This is a genomic window from Thalassospira alkalitolerans (genome assembly GCF_002115745.1).
GTDB lineage: Bacteria > Pseudomonadota > Alphaproteobacteria > Rhodospirillales > Thalassospiraceae > Thalassospira > Thalassospira alkalitolerans.
Genome location: NZ_JFKB01000003.1, coordinates 64,848 through 83,040 on the forward strand (window position 1 = coordinate 64,848; position 18,193 = coordinate 83,040).

At 53.5% G+C, this 18,193-nt stretch carries 20 protein-coding genes; 17 read left to right on the forward strand and 3 right to left on the reverse strand.

The annotated features are described in order from the left end of the window. Positions 1 to 235: 235 nt before the first annotated feature. The 9 genes from TALK_RS05400 (at position 236) to TALK_RS05440 (ending at position 9,339) form a co-directional block, all read left to right on the forward strand. The gene (locus TALK_RS05400) at positions 236 to 1,078 is read left to right on the forward strand and encodes a substrate-binding periplasmic protein (RefSeq protein ID WP_139833738.1); all 843 of its coding nucleotides are present in this window, start codon (positions 236 to 238) and stop codon (positions 1,076 to 1,078) included. 217 nt (positions 1,079 to 1,295) lie between these two features. Then, positions 1,296 to 2,324, forward strand: coding sequence for a DctP family TRAP transporter solute-binding subunit (locus TALK_RS05405; RefSeq protein WP_085616686.1), 1,029 nt, complete (start codon positions 1,296 to 1,298; stop codon positions 2,322 to 2,324). A 93-nt stretch (positions 2,325 to 2,417) separates the two neighbouring features. Continuing rightward, complete coding sequence (locus TALK_RS05410) at positions 2,418 to 2,993, forward strand: TRAP transporter small permease (RefSeq protein ID WP_245829695.1); 576 nt, start codon at positions 2,418 to 2,420, stop codon at positions 2,991 to 2,993. Beyond that, a complete protein-coding gene (locus TALK_RS05415) occupies positions 2,990 to 4,288 on the forward strand; it encodes a TRAP transporter large permease (protein WP_085616688.1) in 1,299 nt (432 codons plus the stop codon). The genes TALK_RS05410 and TALK_RS05415 overlap by 4 nt, the downstream gene beginning before the upstream one ends. A gap of 219 nt (positions 4,289 to 4,507) precedes the next feature. Next, positions 4,508 to 4,972 carry a PaaI family thioesterase gene (locus tag TALK_RS05420; RefSeq protein ID WP_085616690.1) on the forward strand — a complete coding sequence of 155 codons (465 nt, stop codon included), beginning with the start codon at positions 4,508 to 4,510 and terminating at the stop codon, positions 4,970 to 4,972. Positions 4,973 to 5,034: 62 nt separating this feature from the next. Beyond that, positions 5,035 to 6,207 carry an isovaleryl-CoA dehydrogenase gene (locus TALK_RS05425; protein ID WP_085616692.1) on the forward strand — a complete coding sequence of 391 codons (1,173 nt, stop codon included), beginning with the start codon at positions 5,035 to 5,037 and terminating at the stop codon, positions 6,205 to 6,207. 31 nt (positions 6,208 to 6,238) lie between these two features. Further along, on the forward strand, positions 6,239 to 7,426 hold the full coding sequence (locus TALK_RS05430) for an acetyl-CoA C-acyltransferase (RefSeq protein WP_085616694.1): 1,188 nt from the start codon (positions 6,239 to 6,241) through the stop codon (positions 7,424 to 7,426). Positions 7,427 to 7,526: 100 nt separating this feature from the next. Beyond that, positions 7,527 to 8,144, forward strand: a complete 618-nt coding sequence (locus tag TALK_RS05435) for a carbonic anhydrase (RefSeq protein ID WP_085616695.1) — start codon at positions 7,527 to 7,529, stop codon at positions 8,142 to 8,144. Positions 8,145 to 8,205: 61 nt separating this feature from the next. Further along, on the forward strand, positions 8,206 to 9,339 hold the full coding sequence (locus TALK_RS05440) for an acyl-CoA dehydrogenase (protein ID WP_085616697.1): 1,134 nt from the start codon (positions 8,206 to 8,208) through the stop codon (positions 9,337 to 9,339). On the opposite strand, the gene TALK_RS05445 is transcribed toward TALK_RS05440, so the two are convergent. From TALK_RS05445 to pspF, 3 genes are all read right to left on the reverse strand, one after another. Next, the gene (locus TALK_RS05445; protein WP_211274774.1) at positions 9,303 to 9,860 is read right to left on the reverse strand and encodes a hypothetical protein; all 558 of its coding nucleotides are present in this window, start codon (positions 9,858 to 9,860) and stop codon (positions 9,303 to 9,305) included. The two genes, TALK_RS05440 and TALK_RS05445, sit on opposite strands and share 37 nt — an antisense overlap. Positions 9,861 to 10,048: 188 nt before the next feature. Further along, a complete protein-coding gene (locus TALK_RS05450) occupies positions 10,049 to 10,762 on the reverse strand; it encodes an outer membrane protein (RefSeq protein WP_169714954.1) in 714 nt (237 codons plus the stop codon). A gap of 178 nt (positions 10,763 to 10,940) precedes the next feature. Beyond that, positions 10,941 to 11,942 (reverse strand): phage shock protein operon transcriptional activator, encoded by a 1,002-nt coding sequence (gene pspF / locus TALK_RS05455; RefSeq protein ID WP_085617107.1) that lies wholly within the window; start codon positions 11,940 to 11,942, stop codon positions 10,941 to 10,943. 171 nt (positions 11,943 to 12,113) lie between these two features. Between pspF and pspA the strand changes: the two genes are divergently transcribed. The 8 genes from pspA to TALK_RS05495 all read left to right on the forward strand — a co-directional run bounded on the left by pspA (position 12,114) and on the right by TALK_RS05495 (position 18,189). Further along, the gene (pspA, locus tag TALK_RS05460; protein WP_085616701.1) at positions 12,114 to 12,779 is read left to right on the forward strand and encodes a phage shock protein PspA; all 666 of its coding nucleotides are present in this window, start codon (positions 12,114 to 12,116) and stop codon (positions 12,777 to 12,779) included. Between the two features lie 56 nt (positions 12,780 to 12,835). Further along, the gene (gene pspB, locus TALK_RS05465; RefSeq protein ID WP_085616703.1) at positions 12,836 to 13,084 is read left to right on the forward strand and encodes an envelope stress response membrane protein PspB; all 249 of its coding nucleotides are present in this window, start codon (positions 12,836 to 12,838) and stop codon (positions 13,082 to 13,084) included. Further along, the gene (locus TALK_RS05470; RefSeq protein ID WP_085616705.1) at positions 13,081 to 13,659 is read left to right on the forward strand and encodes a PspC domain-containing protein; all 579 of its coding nucleotides are present in this window, start codon (positions 13,081 to 13,083) and stop codon (positions 13,657 to 13,659) included. The genes pspB and TALK_RS05470 overlap by 4 nt, the downstream gene beginning before the upstream one ends. Positions 13,660 to 13,891: 232 nt before the next feature. Continuing rightward, a complete protein-coding gene (locus TALK_RS05475; protein ID WP_085616707.1) occupies positions 13,892 to 15,268 on the forward strand; it encodes an ATP-binding protein in 1,377 nt (458 codons plus the stop codon). A 141-nt stretch (positions 15,269 to 15,409) separates the two neighbouring features. Beyond that, entirely contained in the window at positions 15,410 to 15,979 is a 570-nt protein-coding gene (locus TALK_RS05480; RefSeq protein WP_085616709.1) for an EndoU domain-containing protein, read from the forward strand. A 38-nt stretch (positions 15,980 to 16,017) separates the two neighbouring features. Then, positions 16,018 to 16,335 (forward strand): hypothetical protein, encoded by a 318-nt coding sequence (locus tag TALK_RS05485; RefSeq protein WP_085616711.1) that lies wholly within the window; start codon positions 16,018 to 16,020, stop codon positions 16,333 to 16,335. 202 nt (positions 16,336 to 16,537) lie between these two features. Beyond that, the gene (locus TALK_RS05490) at positions 16,538 to 17,587 is read left to right on the forward strand and encodes a serine hydrolase domain-containing protein (RefSeq protein WP_245829696.1); all 1,050 of its coding nucleotides are present in this window, start codon (positions 16,538 to 16,540) and stop codon (positions 17,585 to 17,587) included. Positions 17,588 to 17,781: 194 nt separating this feature from the next. Further along, the gene (locus tag TALK_RS05495; protein WP_245829698.1) at positions 17,782 to 18,189 is read left to right on the forward strand and encodes a MarR family winged helix-turn-helix transcriptional regulator; all 408 of its coding nucleotides are present in this window, start codon (positions 17,782 to 17,784) and stop codon (positions 18,187 to 18,189) included. The last annotated feature ends 4 nt before the right edge of the window (positions 18,190 to 18,193 follow it).

An 18,193-nucleotide genomic window follows, 5' to 3' on the forward strand; every position in this document is an offset into this window, starting at 1 on the left:
CAAGGCTGCCGTCCAGATTAATCCGGACGGGTCGAAAGCATACAAATTTCAAAAGGCAGCCCCCGCGAAACGGGGGCTGCCTTTTTTGTGGTGCCATTAACCCCGATTGGGGATGGTGTGCGGAAATATCGTAAAAAAATGCGTTCCAAACGATGAAACCGCCAAATGGTCTGCTTACATAATATCGGAAATAACCTGTGCTGTATGGTTGAGATGCAGCTGGAGAGTGGTGGTAATGCAATGGGCTAACCGGGCGGGATGTATCGCAACCGTTTGTGTCGCTGCCGTTTTGGCAGCAAGGGTTGTGTATGCGCATGACGCATCACGTCATTTCACCATCGATGCCGATGGGGAACGCAATTGCACGCGTCTGCTTGCGTCGGGCAATCCGGATTATCCGCCCTATCTTTGGCCAGCTGAAAGTGATCGTAATCATCTGATTGGTGCGGCGGCCGATTTCCTGAAACGTGTTGGCGAAGCCGCCGGGGTCGAGATCGAAGTGGTCAATACTGGCAGTTGGGGGCGCGTGCAGCAGAACATGCGCGACGGCAGCATTGATATGATTGCCGGTGCGTTTCTGACCATCCCGCGACTTCAATATATGGATTACTTTTTCCCGGCCTTTCAGGGGACGCGGACCGTGATCTGGACCCGGGACAACGTCGACATCAATTATCGGCAATGGCCTGATTTACGCGGGCTTGAAGGCCTGACGGTGATCAATAACAGTTTTGGTCAGGAATTTGATGCCTATGCCAAGGGAAACCTGACCATCCGCGAGGTTCCCAGCCTTGAACAGGGCTTGCACATGCTTGAACGCAATCGTGCTGAATATGTGATCTATGAAGAATTTCCCGGCAAAGCCATTGCCGCGCGTGCGAATATCAAGGGTATCCGCAGCTATGATGTGCCGGTCAGTACCGAAAATCTGTATTTGGCCATGTCGCATAAATCGCCGTGCAATACCGGCGCGCTGCGGGGGCGAATTGCACAGGCTTTGTTCAAGCTGGTGAGCGAAGACGTAATGAGCGATATGCTTGAAGCCAGCATTGCCCGGTGGGGCAATCGTACCAACTGATTTATTTTCCCTGTCTGTTTCGGAATGGAAAAAAGTCACTTTCAACCTGTGTTTGAGAGGCGGCTGGTCATATGTAATTCCTGGGTTCTCTCTGTCTTCTATGCCGCAAAATTCTGCTCATTTTGTGTTGTTTTGGCGACATAAGTCATATTAAGTTCGGCTCCTAAGGAAACTTAATTTCCAAGAACAAACAAGATGTTTCGGGAGAACGAAAATCATGAAACTTGCAAAAGTGCTGTCTGCGCTGGGCTTTGGCGCGGTGATGTCGCTATCTGTGACGGCCTATGCCAGCGATTATAAAGCCGAATACAAGGTTTCGACGGTTCTTGGGACGCCTTTCCCATGGGGTGAAGCTGCTGAAAAATGGGCGGAACTTGTCGCCGCGCGCACGGACGGTCGCATTAATCTGAAAGTGTATCCGAATGCGCAACTGGTTGCCGGTGACCAGACCAAGGAATTCACGGCAATGCGCCAGGGTATTATTGATATGGCTGTTGGGTCGACGATCAACTGGTCCCCGCAGGTCAAGGAACTGAACCTGTTTTCCTTGCCGTTCCTGATGCCCGATTATGCTGCGATGGATGCCCTGACCCAGGGGCCGGTCGGCGCAAAGATTTTTGAAGCAATCGAACGTCAGGGGATCGTCCCGCTTGGCTGGTCAGAAAATGGCTTCCGCGAAGTGACGAACTCCAAGCATGCCATTACCGAGCCCGCAGACCTTAAAGGTTTGAAAATGCGTGTCGTTGGGTCCCCGTTGTATAATGATACCTTTACCGCGCTTGGTGCCAATCCAACCCAAATGAGTTGGGCGGACGCCAAACCGGCACTGACGACGGGGGCGGTTGACGGACAGGAAAATCCGTTAACTGTTTACGATGTGGCAAAAATTGAAACCGCGGGTCAGACTTATGTGACCCAGTGGCACTATGTTGCAGACCCGCTGATCTTTGCGTCCAATGAACGGGTTTGGGAAAACTTTACCCCGGAAGATCAAAAGATCGTCAAACAGGCCGCTGTTGATGCCGGTGCCTATGGCATTGAGCTGGCCCGCAAGGGAACGACGGCAGATGATCAATCCTTGATCAAGGCTTTGGAAGCACGCGGTGCGAAATTCACCGAACTGACAGACGAACAGCGCCAGAAATTTGTTGATGCGACCCGCGAGGTCTATGGCAAATGGAAGGATCGGGTCGGTAACGATCTGGTTGATATGGCCGAAAAATCGATTGCTGATCGTCCCCAGTAATAGCAGGGCGCCATTCATTGCCACCTTCGTTTGGCCGTGTGTGGCGCCTTTTTCCTTTTTTGATAATACCTGATTGTTTGAAAGGGTCCGACCTTGGCGGATCGAGACGGAATTCCGATTGATTTTTCAGCCGAACCATCCGGTGAAGATGGTCCGGGGAAAGTATTCGATGCCGGTGCGCCGGGTAAGAGCATTAAAGTTGAGGAAGCCTTGGCAGCCCTGGCTTTGGCGCTGATTTGCCTGATCAGTCTTGCCAATGTGGTGGTCAGGTATATGACCGATGTGTCCTTTGCCTTTACCGAGGAATTTTCTGTTTTTCTGTTGGTGGTTATGACCCTTTTGGGGGCGTCCATTGCCTTTGCGCGGAATGAACATATCCGGATTACCTTTTTCCTTGAACGGTTCTCACGACCGGTACGTGTGTTGGCCGAGATGATCACATTGGCGATCACAACACTGCTGTTTTCGATGGTCGTTTATTATGGGTTCCTGTTCACCCTCGACGAATATAAATACGATGAAATATCCGCCGGGCTTGGTTATCCCAGCTGGATCTATTCGATCTGGTTGCCGATGCTTGCTGTGCTGATACTCGTACGGGTTCTTGGACGGGGGTGGCTTTTGGCCCGTGCTGGAAAATCATCAGCGAAAGATGGTGAACGGTCATGATAACGGCCAGTTTTGCCTTGCTTGCTGTGTTTGTTGTTTTGCTGATTATTGGAACGCCGATTGCCGTCGCCCTTGGTTTTGCCGGGGTGGTCGGGATTTATTTCGGTCTTGATGTCTATGCGTTGGCAACCGTCGGGACCAATACCTATAACGGGATCGCCAAATACCCGCTGATTGCGATTCCGCTGTTCATCCTGACCGGTATGATTTTCGAACGGTCGGGGGTCGCCAAAAGTCTTGTCGATTTTGCCAGTGCAATTGTTGGCCCGCGGCGGGGCGGTTTGGCCGTTGTGGCGGTGCTTGTTTGCATGATGATGGGCGGAATGTCTGGATCGGGCCCGGCGGATGCTGCTGCTGTGGCGATGGTGATGATCCCGTCAATGATGCGATCTGGATATCCCCGTGAATTCTCGGCAAGTGTGATCGCGGCCGGTGCATCGACGGCTATTTTGATACCGCCCTCGGTGGCGTTAATTGTCTATTCCCTGATTGTGCCGGGTACAGACCTTCGGGCCTTGTTTGCGGGCGGGATTATTCCGGGCATTCTGGCCGGTGTGGCCATTATTATTCCCGCTTTGCTTTTATCGCGTCGGCACAATTTCGGGATCGCCGAAGTCGGCAAAAGATTGCCGATTTGGCCGACGTTTGTGCGTGCTGTTCCCGCATTGCTGGCGCCTGTGATTATTCTGGGGGGCTTGCGGACCGGGTTGTTTACCCCGACAGAAGCCGCCGTTGTTACCGTGACCTATGGTCTTTTGATTGGTCTTTTTGTCTATCGCAGCATGCGGTTGCGCGATTTGTATCAGTTGTTTGTTGATTCTGCCGTGACGTCTGGCGTGATCATGTTGATTATGACGTTGGCAGGCATTTTTGCCTGGGCAGGGGCGACGCTTGGTACTTTTGATATGGCAGCAAAGGCGCTACTTGGTCTGTCTGAAAACGAGCACGTGGTGCTTGCGCTGATCATGGTCTTTCTTTTGCTGGCCGGGATGGTTTTGGATGGGGTTTCGATCTATCTGATTACCTTGCCACTTTTGATGCCGGTAATGTCGGCCTTTAACTGGAGCCCGGTCTGGTTTGGCGTTGTCATGGCAATGAATATTGCCATCGGACAATTCACGCCGCCTGTTGCGGTGAACCTGATGGTAACGTCGCGGATTGCCGGTATTCCGCTGGAACGCACAATTCCCTGGACCTTGTATCTGGTCTTTTCCATGGCGATTGCGATGACATTGGTAATTGTTTTCCCCCAACTGGTGACATGGTTGCCAGAAATGCTGGGGTATCGGGTCTGAGCAATCGGACGTCGGTGATTTTATGTGGCAATGGCGCGTCTTTGACGCGCCATTGCTGTTTGGGGCGGGCCTTGGCCAAAGGGCGGATTATAAATCGGTATGATGATGCGGATTTAATTTGACGTTAACGTAAACGTTAACTACAACAGAGCCACGTCATATTCCGGTATCCATCCCTGCGCATTTCATGGGTACCAGCAGTCAAGGCAGGATCGCGACATGGCCCCGTTCGAGCCCCAAAACCCAAATTACGTTGCCGAAGTCCGGTACCGGTTTGCTCAGCAACCCTATAATCTGTCCATCGGGGCCGAAGTCACCGATGTGATGCCGGGGCGGGTGGAAATTGTCGTGCCGTCACGCGCCGATTTGGTTCAGCATAATGGCTATTTCCATGGCGGCCTGATCGCCGGCCTGGCCGATATCGCCGGCGGTTTTGCCGGTTGGAGCCTTGTGGCCGAAGATCAGGGCATGTTGACCATCGAATACAAATTAAACATCGTCGCCCCCGGTCTGGGGGATGGGTTGCGCGCAGTTGGCGAAGTTGTGTCGCGCGGACGATCGATTATTGTCACGCGCATTGATGTTTTCGGATCAAGGGACGGCGAACCTGTGTTGTGCGCCACCTCGCTTCAGACGCTTAAGGTCATGAATCTGCCGCCGGAATTATTAAGCAACGCTGCGTAATCCGGCGAATAATTCACTTTTAGTCAATAATCGAAACCAACCTTCAGGGCAGGATAGTCATCATGGCATTTGTCGAATTTCCCGGATTGAAATTTGATCTTGGCGAGACCGCGGAAGCGATCCGCGAAACCGTTTCATCCTTTGCCGAGGCCGAAATCGCACCGCGCGCGGCCGAGATTGATCAAAAGAACGAATTCCCCAACGATCTGTGGCGCAAGTTCGGTGATCTTGGCCTATTGGGCATGACCGTTTCCGAAGAAGACGGCGGCACCGGGCTTGGTTATCTTGAACATGTGATCGCGATGGAAGAAATCAGCCGGGCCTCGGCATCGGTTGCGCTGTCTTATGGCGCGCATTCCAATCTTTGCGTCAATCAGCTTAAGCGCAATGGTACTGCCGAACAAAAGGCAAGATACCTGCCGAAACTGATGAGCGGCGAACATATCGGCGCGCTGGCGATGAGCGAGCCAGGGGCCGGGTCGGACGTGGTGTCGATGAAATTGCGCGCCGAGAAAAAAGGTGACCGTTTCATCCTGAACGGCAACAAAATGTGGATCACCAATGGCCCGGATGCCAATACGCTGGTGGTTTATGCCAAAACCGATCTCAATGCCGGGGCAAAAGGGATTACGGCATTTATCATTGAAAAGGGTTTCAAGGGATTTTCGACCGCACAGAAGCTGGATAAACTGGGCATGCGCGGATCGAATACCTGCGAATTGGTGTTTCAGGATTGCGAAGTCCCCGAGGAAAATATTCTGGGCCAGTTGCATGGCGGGGTGCGCGTTTTAATGAGCGGCCTTGATTACGAACGGGCCGTTCTGGCCGCCGGACCGACCGGCATCATGCGGGCCTGTATGGATGTGGTTGTGCCCTATATCCATGAGCGCAAACAGTTCGGCCAAGCAATTGGCGAGTTCCAGCTTATGCAGGGCAAGATTGCCGATATGTACACCACGATGAATGCGTGCCGCGCCTATGTTTACGAGGTTGCCAAGGCGTGTGACCGCGGGGAAACATCGCGCAAGGATGCCGCTGGTGTGATCCTTTATGCCGCGGAAAAAGCCACATGGATGGCGCTTGAAGCCATTCAGACGCTGGGTGGCAATGGTTATATCAACGAATATCCCACCGGCCGTTTGTTGCGCGACGCCAAGCTTTATGAAATCGGTGCCGGTACCAGCGAAATCCGTCGCATGTTGATCGGCCGCGAACTTTTCGGCGAAACCGCCTGATCCCCCTCTATTCGAAAACAGGACCATAGTTATGAGCAACTCAGACCCGATTGTTATTGTTTCTTGCGCGCGCACCCCGATGGGCGGGCTGCAGGGCGATTTTGCCACCGTGACCGCGCCGGAACTGGGCGGTATCGCGATGAAGGCCGCCCTTGAGCGCAGCGGCGTTTCGGCCGATGACATTGATGAAGTCATCATGGGCAATGTCCTGCCCGCCGGGCAGGGGCAGGCCCCGGCACGTCAGGCGGCATGGAATGCCGGTATTCCGCGTGCGGCCGGTGCGACCACAATCAACAAGATGTGCGGATCGGGCATGAAAGCGGTGATGCTGGCTCATGATATCCTGATGGCGGGCAGTGCAAATATCATGCTGGTGGGTGGTATGGAAAGCATGACCAATGCGCCATTCCTGTTGCCGAAAATGCGTAGCGGACAGCGGTATGGCCATACCGAGGTTTATGACCATATGGCGCTTGACGGGCTGGAAGATGCCTATGAAAAAGGTCGTTCAATGGGGACCTTTGCCGAGGAAACGGCTGATAAATATGGCTTTACCCGTGAAGCGCAGGATGATTATGCGATTACGTCGTTGAAACGCGCCCAGAATGCCGCAACGGCGGGCCATTTTGACGGGGAAATCACCCCGGTATCCTTCACTACCCGCAAGGGAGATGTGACGATTTCCGCCGACGAACAGCCACCAAAAGCCAAACCGGAAAAAATCCCGACCCTGCGCCCGGCCTTTCGCAAGGATGGCACGGTAACGGCAGCACATTCTGCCTCGATCTCGGATGGGGCGGCGGCCTTGGTGATGATGAAACAATCCGAAGCTATCAAGCGCGGGCTTAAACCAATTGCCAAGATCGTTGGTCATGCGACCCATGCCCAGGAACCGTGCTGGTTTACGACTGCGCCGATTGATGCCAGCCGCAAGGTTTTGGCCAAGGCGGGCTGGACCAAGGACGATGTCGATCTTTGGGAAATCAACGAGGCCTTTGCCGTTGTAGCCATGGCCGCGATGCGTGATCTTGAGCTGGATCACGGCAAGGTCAATGTTCATGGCGGGGCCTGTGCGCTGGGTCATCCGATCGGGGCGACGGGGGCGCGCCTTTTGGTGACATTGATCCATGCGCTTAAAACCCATGGTGGTTCCAAGGGGGTAGCGTCGCTTTGTATTGGCGGCGGCGAGGCAACAGCGGTTGCTGTTGAGCTTTTGTGACCGGGATCGAGTGCTTGTTTTAAAGTTCCATTCAGGGGCTACCATATTGCGTGAAATCCCCCTATTTTGTCGTCAGAGATAACCAAGGGGATTTCGCGCAATGGGAAAGCCGACTGTCGACCGGATGTTGGCCGGTTTCAAGAGCTTTAAGGCGATCTATTACGAACAGCGTCCCGAACGGGTCAAAGACCTTGTGGATATGGGCCAAAAGCCCGAGGTGCTGTTGATTGCCTGTTCTGATTCTCGTGTTGATCCGGCCATTTTGACCAATGCTGAACCCGGTGAAATGTTTGTTGTCCGCAACGTCGCCAATCTGGTGCCGCCCTATGAGCCGGATGAAAATTATCATGGCACATCGGCGGCAATTGAATTTGCGGTTTGCGATCTTAAAGTGCGCGATATCGTTGTTTTAGGTCACGAATGTTGTGGCGGGATTTCGGCCCTTGTTGAACATGCCGAGACCGGCAAGGTTCCCGATCGTGACTTTATCGGCTCGTGGATGAGCATGGCACGTTCCTGTGTTGAACATGGGCCGGATGTTGAAAAGGTTTCGCGCCATTCGGTGCGGAATTCTTTGAATAATTTGATGACCTTTCCGTTTGTTCGGGAACGGGTCGAAGCCGGTGACCTTACCCTGCATGGGTGGTGGTACGGCATGAAGGAAGGCATTCTTTGGCGTTTTAACAGTGCCAAAGACACGTTTGAACAGGGCGAGTAAACAGGCCTTTGCAAGGATTGCATGGCCGTGACGCTTGCCCGGAAAGGGGAGTTTCACGGCCATGCGGCTTGAAGATCATCAGGAAATGGTACGCGATACCGCGCGCGAGTTTGCCGAGAATGAATTGAAACCCCATGCCGCAAAATGGGATACCCATCATACTTTCCCGGCCGAGGCGATAGCCGGGCTGGGCGAGTTGGGCTTCCTTGGTATGCTGGTGCCCGATGAATATGGCGGGGCGGGCATGGATCATGTTGCCTATGCCTTGGCACTTGAAGAAATCGCGGCTGGTGACGGGGCGACGTCAACCATCATGTCGGTGCATAATTCGGTCGGTTGCATGCCGATCCTTAAATTTGGCACCGAAGATCAAAAGCAAAAATACCTTGTGCCGATGGCGCGCGGCGAAAAGATCGGTGCGTTTTGCCTGACCGAACCACAGGCCGGATCGGACGCCAGTGCGCTTCGCACCCGTGCGGTGCGTGATGGCGATCATTGGATCATCAACGGTGCCAAGCAATTCATCACATCCGGCAGCGAGGGCGATATTGCCATCGTCTTTGCCGTGACCGACCCAAAGGCCGGGAAACGCGGCATTTCGGCTTTTATCGTGCCAACCGATACACCGGGCTATGTGGTGTCACGGATTGAAGAAAAGCTGGGGCAGAATGCCTCGGATACCTGCCAGATCACCTTTGTTGAATGCCGGGTTCCGGTGGAAAATATGCTGGGTGCCGAAGGGCAGGGATATAAAATCGCGCTGGCCAATTTGGAAGGCGGGCGGATTGGTATTGCATCGCAATCGGTCGGTATGGCGCGTGCCGCATTTGAAGCCGCACGCGATTACGCCAACGAACGCGAAACCTTTGGCAAAAAGATCATTGATCATCAGGCGGTGGCCTTTCGCCTTGCCGATATGGCGACCAAGATTGATGCCGCACGTTTGCTGGTGCATCGTGCGGCGGCGCTTCGTGATGATGGTAAACCGTGCCTGACCGAGGCCTGCATGGCGAAACTATATGCATCCGAAATGGCCGAAGAGGTCTGCTCTGCCGCCATTCAAATCCATGGCGGCTATGGATACCTCAAGGATTTCCCGGTTGAGCGTATCTATCGCGATGTCCGGGTTTGTCAGATTTACGAAGGCACTTCTGATATTCAACGGATGGTGATTGCACGGGCGTTGGCCGATTGACGGGCATGCGTGTCGCTGGTGATCTGGTGATGCGTTCCTCGCTGTTCTTGCGGGGCAAGCCGAAAGTGTATTTTGGACAGCGCAAAGCGATCGAGGAAGCGCTCTGCGCGCGGCAAAGCGTCATGCAGGAACTGTTTGGGTTCGCGAAGCCATAATCCTTCAATCTGTCGAGATTTCTGTTCGGAAATCAAAGCGTCTTGTGGAATTGCTTTGATTTCGACATCCCAATCGGGCCAGTGCTGCCGGGCGCGGTGCATGCAATGGCGGATGAATTCTGTGCGCTTGCTGTAGCCATGATAATCAAACACCCAGTCATCATGAGCGACGACAATGTGATTGCCCGGATGGCCATTTTTCGGGTGAAGCCAAAGTGCAGTAAAATCGCCAGTCGCGTCATATTTCTTGATAAAGGCGTGGGCGAGGATATGGCAAGCGCCACAGGCAAAGAATACCCGGTCCGGCAGGTTCCAGCGCATCACCGGATCGCTTTTGCGATAGTTCAGTGTTCTTGGCTGATACATAGCGTTCAATCCTGAAGCCCGGGAAGGCATATGTTTGGCGGGCGACTTGCTTGACTACGGGCAAGATAAAACGCGGCTTTCGAAGGTTTGCGAATATGCCAAAGCAAAAGACCCCGGATCACGAGAATATCGTGGTCCGGGGTATCTGCATAGATCAGGTGATTTCAGGATGTTGCCGTATGGCGGTTTCAGAACTGGTATTGCAGGCCGATCATGATTTCATGTGCCCGCAGGTCGAACTGGGTCGCTTCAACTTTGGTCGCGGTCGCGCCATTGATATACGTGTCACCGCCGCGCACTTCTCCCATGTCAAGGTAGCGGTAGGACAGATCCAGCTTCCAATGATCGGATATCGCGTATCCTACGCCTGCGCCAATCTGCCAGGCAAGGTCGTTATGCGTATCGCCGCGAATGAAAGTACTATCTGGAAAGAAAAGCTTTTCCGTTTTGTTCCGCGCCCAACCAATGCCGCCTTGCAAATAGGGGGAAAAGGCGCCGACATCAACACCGGCAATGCTCAACGGATCGACATAAACGTTCATCATCGTCGACCAGTTGGACGTCTCGAAAGCGCCGCTATTTAGCTTATTGGCTGGCTTGTTTGGAGTGCCGTCCACATCGCGATAGTCATCTGCTGCGGATAGTCGGGCACCATACGATACCGTTATGTCGGTCCGCAGATAGTCCGTAAGATTCAGTCCGGCACCGATCTGGTAACGCTGCCCTTTATAACTTGTCAATTCAACTGAGTCGCGCTCAGCGCTGTCGAAAAAATCGTCTCGATCGTCAATGGTCATGGAATAGCCAAGGTCAGCACGCAGGTATGGGGTGAGTAGCCATTCCTCCGCGGTTGCTGAATTGCTCAATCCGGCAAGACCAAGTGCCAGCAGGGTGGCGGCCACAGCGGGCCGGTGTCTTAATCTGTAGGGTTTCTGTGTCCGTAAATGTGATAACACTGACATGTATCCTAATGACTTGATTGGATTATTGAGTTTCACCAAATGTATACATCAGGGTAGATCATGGCACTAAGAAAATTGGCGCTCGTCATAAATTGTCAGGATATCAAAGGTTGCAAACCTAGCGGCGGACTGAAAGCCCGTGTTTCTCAAGCAATCTGCGGAACTGGTGATAGTTCAGGCCAAGTGTTTTGGCGGCTTCGGTCTGGTTGTTGGCGTTGGTGCGAAGGGCCTGTTGCAGCAGTTTGATTTCGAAATTGGCGATTTGTGATTTGAAGTCGATGGTGCTGTCTGGTTCGGGTGTTTCAACCGGGTTGGCTTGGGTGATTGTGCCGTTGTCGGTCTCAGACCAGATACCTTCAAACGGATCAAGCACGATATGGGCCAGCGGGGCTTGGTCGTCTTCGGACAGATAGAGGCTGCGTTCAACCGCGTTGCGCAATTCACGGACATTGCCGGGCCATGAATGGGTCATGAGTTGGCGAGTGGCGTTGGCGGTGAAGCCGGCAAAGACCGAACGCGACAGGCGTTTGGTCATTTCCAGTGCAAATTGTTCGGCCAATGGCAGGATATCATCCGGGCGGTTGCGAAGCGGGGGGACGGCGATGACGTCAAAGGCCAGTCGATCCAGAAGATCGGCACGAAACGTCCCCTGATGGGCTCGTTCGCGCAGGTTTTCATTTGTCACGCCAATAACGCGGGTATCGACCTCGATCACGTCAGACCCGCCGACGCGTTCAATTTCACCATATTCAACCACGCGCAGAAGCTTTTCCTGCACCATCGGGCTGGCGGTGGCGATTTCATCAAGGATGATGGTGCCACCATGCGCGCGTTCGAACCGCCCGACATGGCGTTTGGCCGCCCCGGTAAAGGCACCGGCTTCGTGGCCGAACAATTCGGTATCGAGCAGGCTTTCGGTCAATGCCGCGCAATTGACCTTAACCAGCGGGCCACCCCAGCGGCGTGACAGGTAATGCAAGCGCGAGGCAATCAGTTCCTTGCCCGATCCGCGTTCGCCAATCACCAGGCACGGTCGTTCAATCGGCGCCAGACGCGACACATGTTCAAGCGCGGCCAGAAAAACGGGGTCTTCGCCCAATATCGGTTGTAAACTGTCCATTTCGCGAAAAACGTTATCGAAAAACGATATTAATGTCGCGATAAATATCACTCAAAGAAAGCGGGTTTCTGCTAAGTATTTGATTTTACATAAAAGTCAAAACTGGCACGGGGCCTGCAAAGATGGGATTAGAATTTTTACGTCCCCTCATATTCTTAAGGAGATCTGACAATGGGCGTGTTTTCGCGTTTGTCTGATATCGTTAATGCCAATATCAATTCGCTTCTGGATCGTGCCGAAGACCCGGAAAAAATGGTCCGCCTGATGATTCAGGAAATGGAAGATACCCTGGTCGAGGTCCGGTCCGCTGCAGTGAAGGCAATTGCCGACAAGAAAGAAGTCGAGCGCAAGCTTAAGAAGCTGCACGATGGTCAGCTTGAATGGGAAAGCAAAGCAGAGTTTGCCATTGCCAAAGGCCGTGATGATCTTGCCAAGGGGGCGCTGATCGCGCGCCGTCGTTTGGCCGATCAAAGCCTTGTGTTTGAGCGCGAGCTTGAAGTGATCGAGGAAACCCTTGGTAAATTCGATGACGATCTGAACAAGCTTCAGAGCAAGCTGAACGAGGCCAAAGGCAAGCAACGTACTGTGGAAATCCGCATGCAGACGGCTGAAAAGCGTGTCAAGATGCGTGAAAAGCTGCATTCCGGTCAGATTGATGAGGCGCTTTTGCGGTATGAGCAGATGGAGCGTCGGATTGACGAACTTGAAGCCGGTGCAGATTCCTGGGACCTTGGCCGTGGCCAGAGCCTTGATGAGCAGTTCGAAGACCTTGAAGCCGAACTTGGGATCGAAGACGATCTTAAAGAGCTTAAGTCGCGGGTCAAGAAAGACAAATAATCAGCGATTTGCGTGTTTCGATGCGATGAGTTGCAATAAGGGTTGAGTAGGCTGTTATGTGGGCGATTGCTGTACCGTTAATTGTGTTTGTTGCCGTTGTCGGGCCAGTATGGGTTGTGTTCCACTACATAACAGTTTGGAAACGTATGAAATCCGAGCAGCAAAAGACAAGTCCGGAACAGGTGGCGCGCGAAAAGGAAGTCGTCGTCATGCTGACCAACCGGGCCAAACGTCTTGAAAACCGTGTCGAAACACTTGAACGCCTGTTGGATGCCGAGGTTGCCGAATGGAGGAACAGGATATGACTGCACAACAAGCTGCTGCCGACGGAGGCTATCAGCGCGGTCACAAGAAACACCGTCAGGGCGGATGCCGTTCGCGGCGTCGTGATCAGAATGGCGAGAAATGCGACGGCGTGATCCGTCGCACCACACGCGGCATTGCCGAAGCATTTGGCATTCCCCGCAAGGGGGTGCTGATTGCCTTTATCCTGATCCTGATTTTCAGTTTCCCTGTCGGATTGATGCTGTTTGGCATTGCATGGGCTTATGTCCATCATCCCGATTGGTTTGATGGTCTGCGGGCCAAATTGCGCGGCACGGGCCGCCCGGGGTCATACACGGCATCGGCGACGAAATCGGACGCCACCGAAGAACGTCCCACCATGGGGGTTGATTTCGAAGAGCCATGGATGGAAGAGCTTCGCGATAAATTTGATGATCTTGAGCGCCGCACCGGATCAATGGAAGGCTATGTTGCTTCTGGTGATTACCGGGTCGCGTCCGAGCTTGAGAAAATGAAAAAAGACGATGCCAGCGGCAAAAAAGATGCCGACGGCAAAGAGGACGACACTTCATCCTCCCCCAACGATAAGGCGTAACAAACGCTGCGATGACACCGGTATCAATCCCCCCTGCTCCCCGCAGTGATACCGAGTGTCATGCTCCTGACCGGATTTCATGGTTTACCGTGAAGTCCGGTTTTCTTTTGGCATGTAACTATTTACTGAAAACCTTGTAAATAGCGTCTATCACTATACCTAATTTAAAGGTTTTTCCGGTTAGCCTTGCGGCTGATCGGCGGCGGACAGCCGGAAATTGGGGCGGGGTGATATGGCGACCATGATTGAGCATCCGGGCGAACAGGATTTTTTGCATCGGTTGATGTTGGATAATCCGTGGTGGGACGGGGTGACCGACGATCGGGTGCATGACCTGCCGCAGCGTGCTTTTTTCAAGCGGTTCTGGGCCGCGGTTGAAAAGAATGACGGGCAAAAGGCCGTGGTTCTGACCGGGCCGCGCGGGGTTGGCAAAACCGTAATGTTGCGTCAGGCGGTGGCGGAATTACTTAATGCGAATACGCCGCGTCGCCATGTTTGCTATATCTCGCTTGAACATCCGCTGTTTTTAGAAGTTGATTTGCCGCGTTTGCCGAAACTTTTACGGTCTATGCGTGGAATTTCAGCGGATCATCCGCTTTGGCTGTTTATTGATGAAGTTTCCTATCAGCGTGACTGGGAAGGGCGATTGGCGAAATTGCTGGTCGCGGACCCGATGTTGCGCGTGGTGGCGGTCAGTGCGCTCGCCCCCGGTTCTGATGACAATGATCATATCCAAAGCCTGTTTTTACCACCGTTCAGCTTTGCCGAATATCTTGAACAGCGCGGTATTGCACCAACGGATGTCTTGCCGCAAACCCCCAATGTCGGACGATATACGACTGATATTCCCGATGGTTTGATCGAACTGAATGAGCTGTTCGAAGCCTATATCCATGAAGGCGGTTTTCATGACCGCGATGGCGAGGCCGGGGCAATTCATCGGTCGCTGCATTCGGATTTGCCGGGCCTGCATGGTATTTCCAGCCCGTCGGATTTGCATCGTTTGTTTGTGCTTTTGGCCTATAACACCGGTGCAGAATTTTCGATTGAAACGCTGGCGCGCGAGCTTGATATCGCCAAGAATACGCTGCGCCGTTATCTTGAATATCTTGAAAGCGCCTGGTTGGTGCGCAGGCTTGAACGGGTGGATCAGGATGCCAAGCCGTTCCAGCGTGCGGTGGCGTTCAAGGTCCATCTGATCCATCCCGGTTTGCGGGCCGGATTGATCGGTGGTAGGGCAACCGATAGTGCGACCATCACCCGATTGGCCGAAACCGCGATCCAGACACAGTTTCTGACCTCAAGCGTCGGGCTGGAAAGCCTTTATTATGCGCGGTGGGGCCATTACGAGGTGCCATTTGTCTTTTTGGATCGGCGCAGCGGCACACCGCTTTTTGCCTATCATTGCCTGTGGCGTGATGAGGGCATTCGCAAGCCCAAGGAAATTCGGTCTTTGGTTAATTTCCGCACCAGTCATGCCTTGCCGCTTGGGGCGTTTGTTTTGACCAAGGCACAGTGGCATGGCGGCAAGATCGGCGGGGTGCCGATGCGGTTTGAACCGGCCAGTGTGCTTGCGCTGCGTATCGGGCTTGAGTTTTCGCAGCTTTAGGGGCCGGGCTTTGTTCGGGCTCCTTGTGATCCGGTGGTGCCGTATCACAGGGCCGAAGTCGCAACGTCAGTTTCGGGCAGTATGCCGGGATCATGACTGTGCTGGCAGGAACAGCATAGGAAAAGGCATAGGAGGTCGTTTATGACGACACTTTCAAAGCTTTACCGAACATACGCTGCCATGATCTTTCTGGCGGGCGGGCTGTTTGTGATCACGGCCAATCTGGCAGTGGCACAGGTGACGTGCCCGGTTGGCGTGATTGTGAATGACGGATTGCCGAGCATTAATGGTGACCATGTTTTTTGCGGTGAAATTAATGGCAAGGGCCGGGCCGTTGGATTTCATTCCCGGCCGGGTGGGGATGATCCTGCTGGCGGGGGGGTGACGAATGTTGTGATCACCCAGACGGCAAATGCCATGGGGATTTACAATGTCTCCTTTAAAAAAAATGGCGTTCAAAAGTCGCTTTCGACGATGTTCCCCGATAGCTGCACCAAGGACGAGGTGGTGAATTCCATCTTTTATGCCGTCGCCAACCAAGGGGTTTGTCCGGTTGGGGCGCCTGGCTGGGTTGTCTGTGGTAAAAACCGGCCCGATTCAAGGATGGCAACACAGGGGCCGTATTGCGAAGGGAGCGATGATGCCAATCGTTTCTTTGTTGCGATCGGGCTTCATCGCGGCAAGATCAACACGGCTTTCCCGTTGCGCTAATATTCTGATCCAAGATTTTGAGAAAGGCAGGCGGCGATATGGCAGCACCTGATTGGCCCGGTAGAATTGTTGGTGATGACGGTCATGACCGTATTGCCGCTTGCCTTGTGATGGATATTCAAAATGCACCCGATTGGGCGCGGGTCGTGCTTGGGCATGTCGATGATGTGATCAATGGCCGCGTAAGCCATCAGGATGTGGTGATGAATGCCTATATCCTTAAGATTGATCCGGCGATTTGTGAAATTGCCCCGGCTTATGAAGAACATGGCGAAGACGTTGTCTGGGTGCCAACAGCAGAATTTCGTGCCGCATTGGTGGCGTGGATCGATCAGATTGATAATTCACCGGATTAATCGACCGGCAACCAATTTCGCCGATCTTGGCGCTCGATATGATGTTTGGGGGGATGGGATTGTGATCGCAAGTTTTAGGCGCCGCGGGGTGTTGGCTTTTTTCCTGCTGATGGCTGCGGGGATGAGTACGGTGGGCGTGCATGCGCAAGGCGTTCCTATCCCGGGGCGTTCGACCCCCGGAGGTTCTGCGCCGGAAAACCCTGTGACGACGCCATCCAAAGCGGATGATCCGTTGACGGTTTTCTTGCGGCAATATGTCGAACATGCCGGTTTGCCCGGCGGGGTGATCGGGATTGGGTATGGCGATGGATCTATGCGGTTTGCCGCGACGGGATATGCGTCGGTTAATCCCGATCATGGCATGACGCGGGACCGGCAGTTTTATATCGGGTCGCTGACCAAAATGATGACCGCCGTGGTGATCGTGCAATTGGCATCGGAAAAGCGGCTTGACCTTACCGACCCGGTTGCCAAATGGCTGCCCGAGGAATTCCGCGACAAAATTGCCAATGCCAAGGTCGCGACCATCCGTGATTTATTACGCAACAGTTCGGGCATTCCCGATTATCTGGATGGCGAGTTTTTCTTTGAGCTGGTCGGGCGTGATCCGCAGCATGGCTGGCGCAATCGCGAATTATTGCCGTTGATGGCCGGGCGCGATGCCCATTTCAAGCCGGGCACAAAATATGATCCGTCCAACAGCAATTATATCCTGTTGGGTGTTGTGATTGAGCAGGTTGAAGGCGACCTTATCGAAGCCGTGTTTAACCGGCGGATATTTGAGCCAGCTCAGATGCGCAATACGTCCTTTGGCCGTTACCCAAGGCCCGACGACCTTGCGCGGGGTTTTGACGATGCCAATGGTGACGGCAAACTGGAAGACGTTACTGATTTTGATGTTGGCGATCAGCTTGCCGATGGCGGGGTGATTTCAACCGCCGAAGATTTGTTGAAATTTGCCCGTGCGCTGTTTGTTGATGGTGTATTGTTGGGGCCAAACGGGGTGGCGCGGGCGACGACAGATGTCTTGTTTGCTGGCGAAGGGTCTTATGGCTATGGCCTGATGGTTGGCAAAAGCGATTGGGGCCCGGTTTGGGGGCATGACGGCACGTATTTTGGCTATTCAGGTGAATTTTCATATTTCCCCAAACAGGATACTGCCGTGGTGTTTCTGGCCAATGGCCGGGCCTTGAACGAGGTACCGCGCCTGACCGGAATGCTGTTAACCGGGCTTTTTGGGAAGCCAGAATGATGTGTTCTGTCCGATAGTGATTTGAAAAGAATGGTATTTTGTTGGGCTATTGATGCCGGCACTGTGGATTATGACGTGGGTGCATAACTGATAGGATTATAATAGATAGAATCCTATCTAATTTATCTGTTATGCTGCCCGTCATGGAAAAGAATGATCTAGATACCCCTTATGTAAGTCTTGGAAGTGCCTTGATGCGTGTTGCGCGTTGTTGGCGGCGCGAGATTGATCGCACGCTGCAATCGCATGGTTTATCCCAGACGATGGCGATGCCGTTGATTGTGTTGAACCGCGCACAGGGTCCCGTCCGTCAGGGCCATATTGCCGATGAGATCGGGGTCGAAGGGCCGTCGCTGGTGCGTGTGATTGATACCCTTGAACGGGACGGTCTTATTTCACGTGTTTGCGACCCCAGCGATCGCCGGGCGAAAATGGTCGCCCTGACAGATAGCGGCAGGGCAAAGGCCGCCGAGATCGAAATCATTCTTGCCAAGATCCGCGGCGAACTGACGGCGGATACAGAACCCGAACATCTTGCCATTACGCTGAACGTTATGCAGCAACTTTTGGGCAAGCTGGCGGAACGCGACGACGTGTCATAGGGCT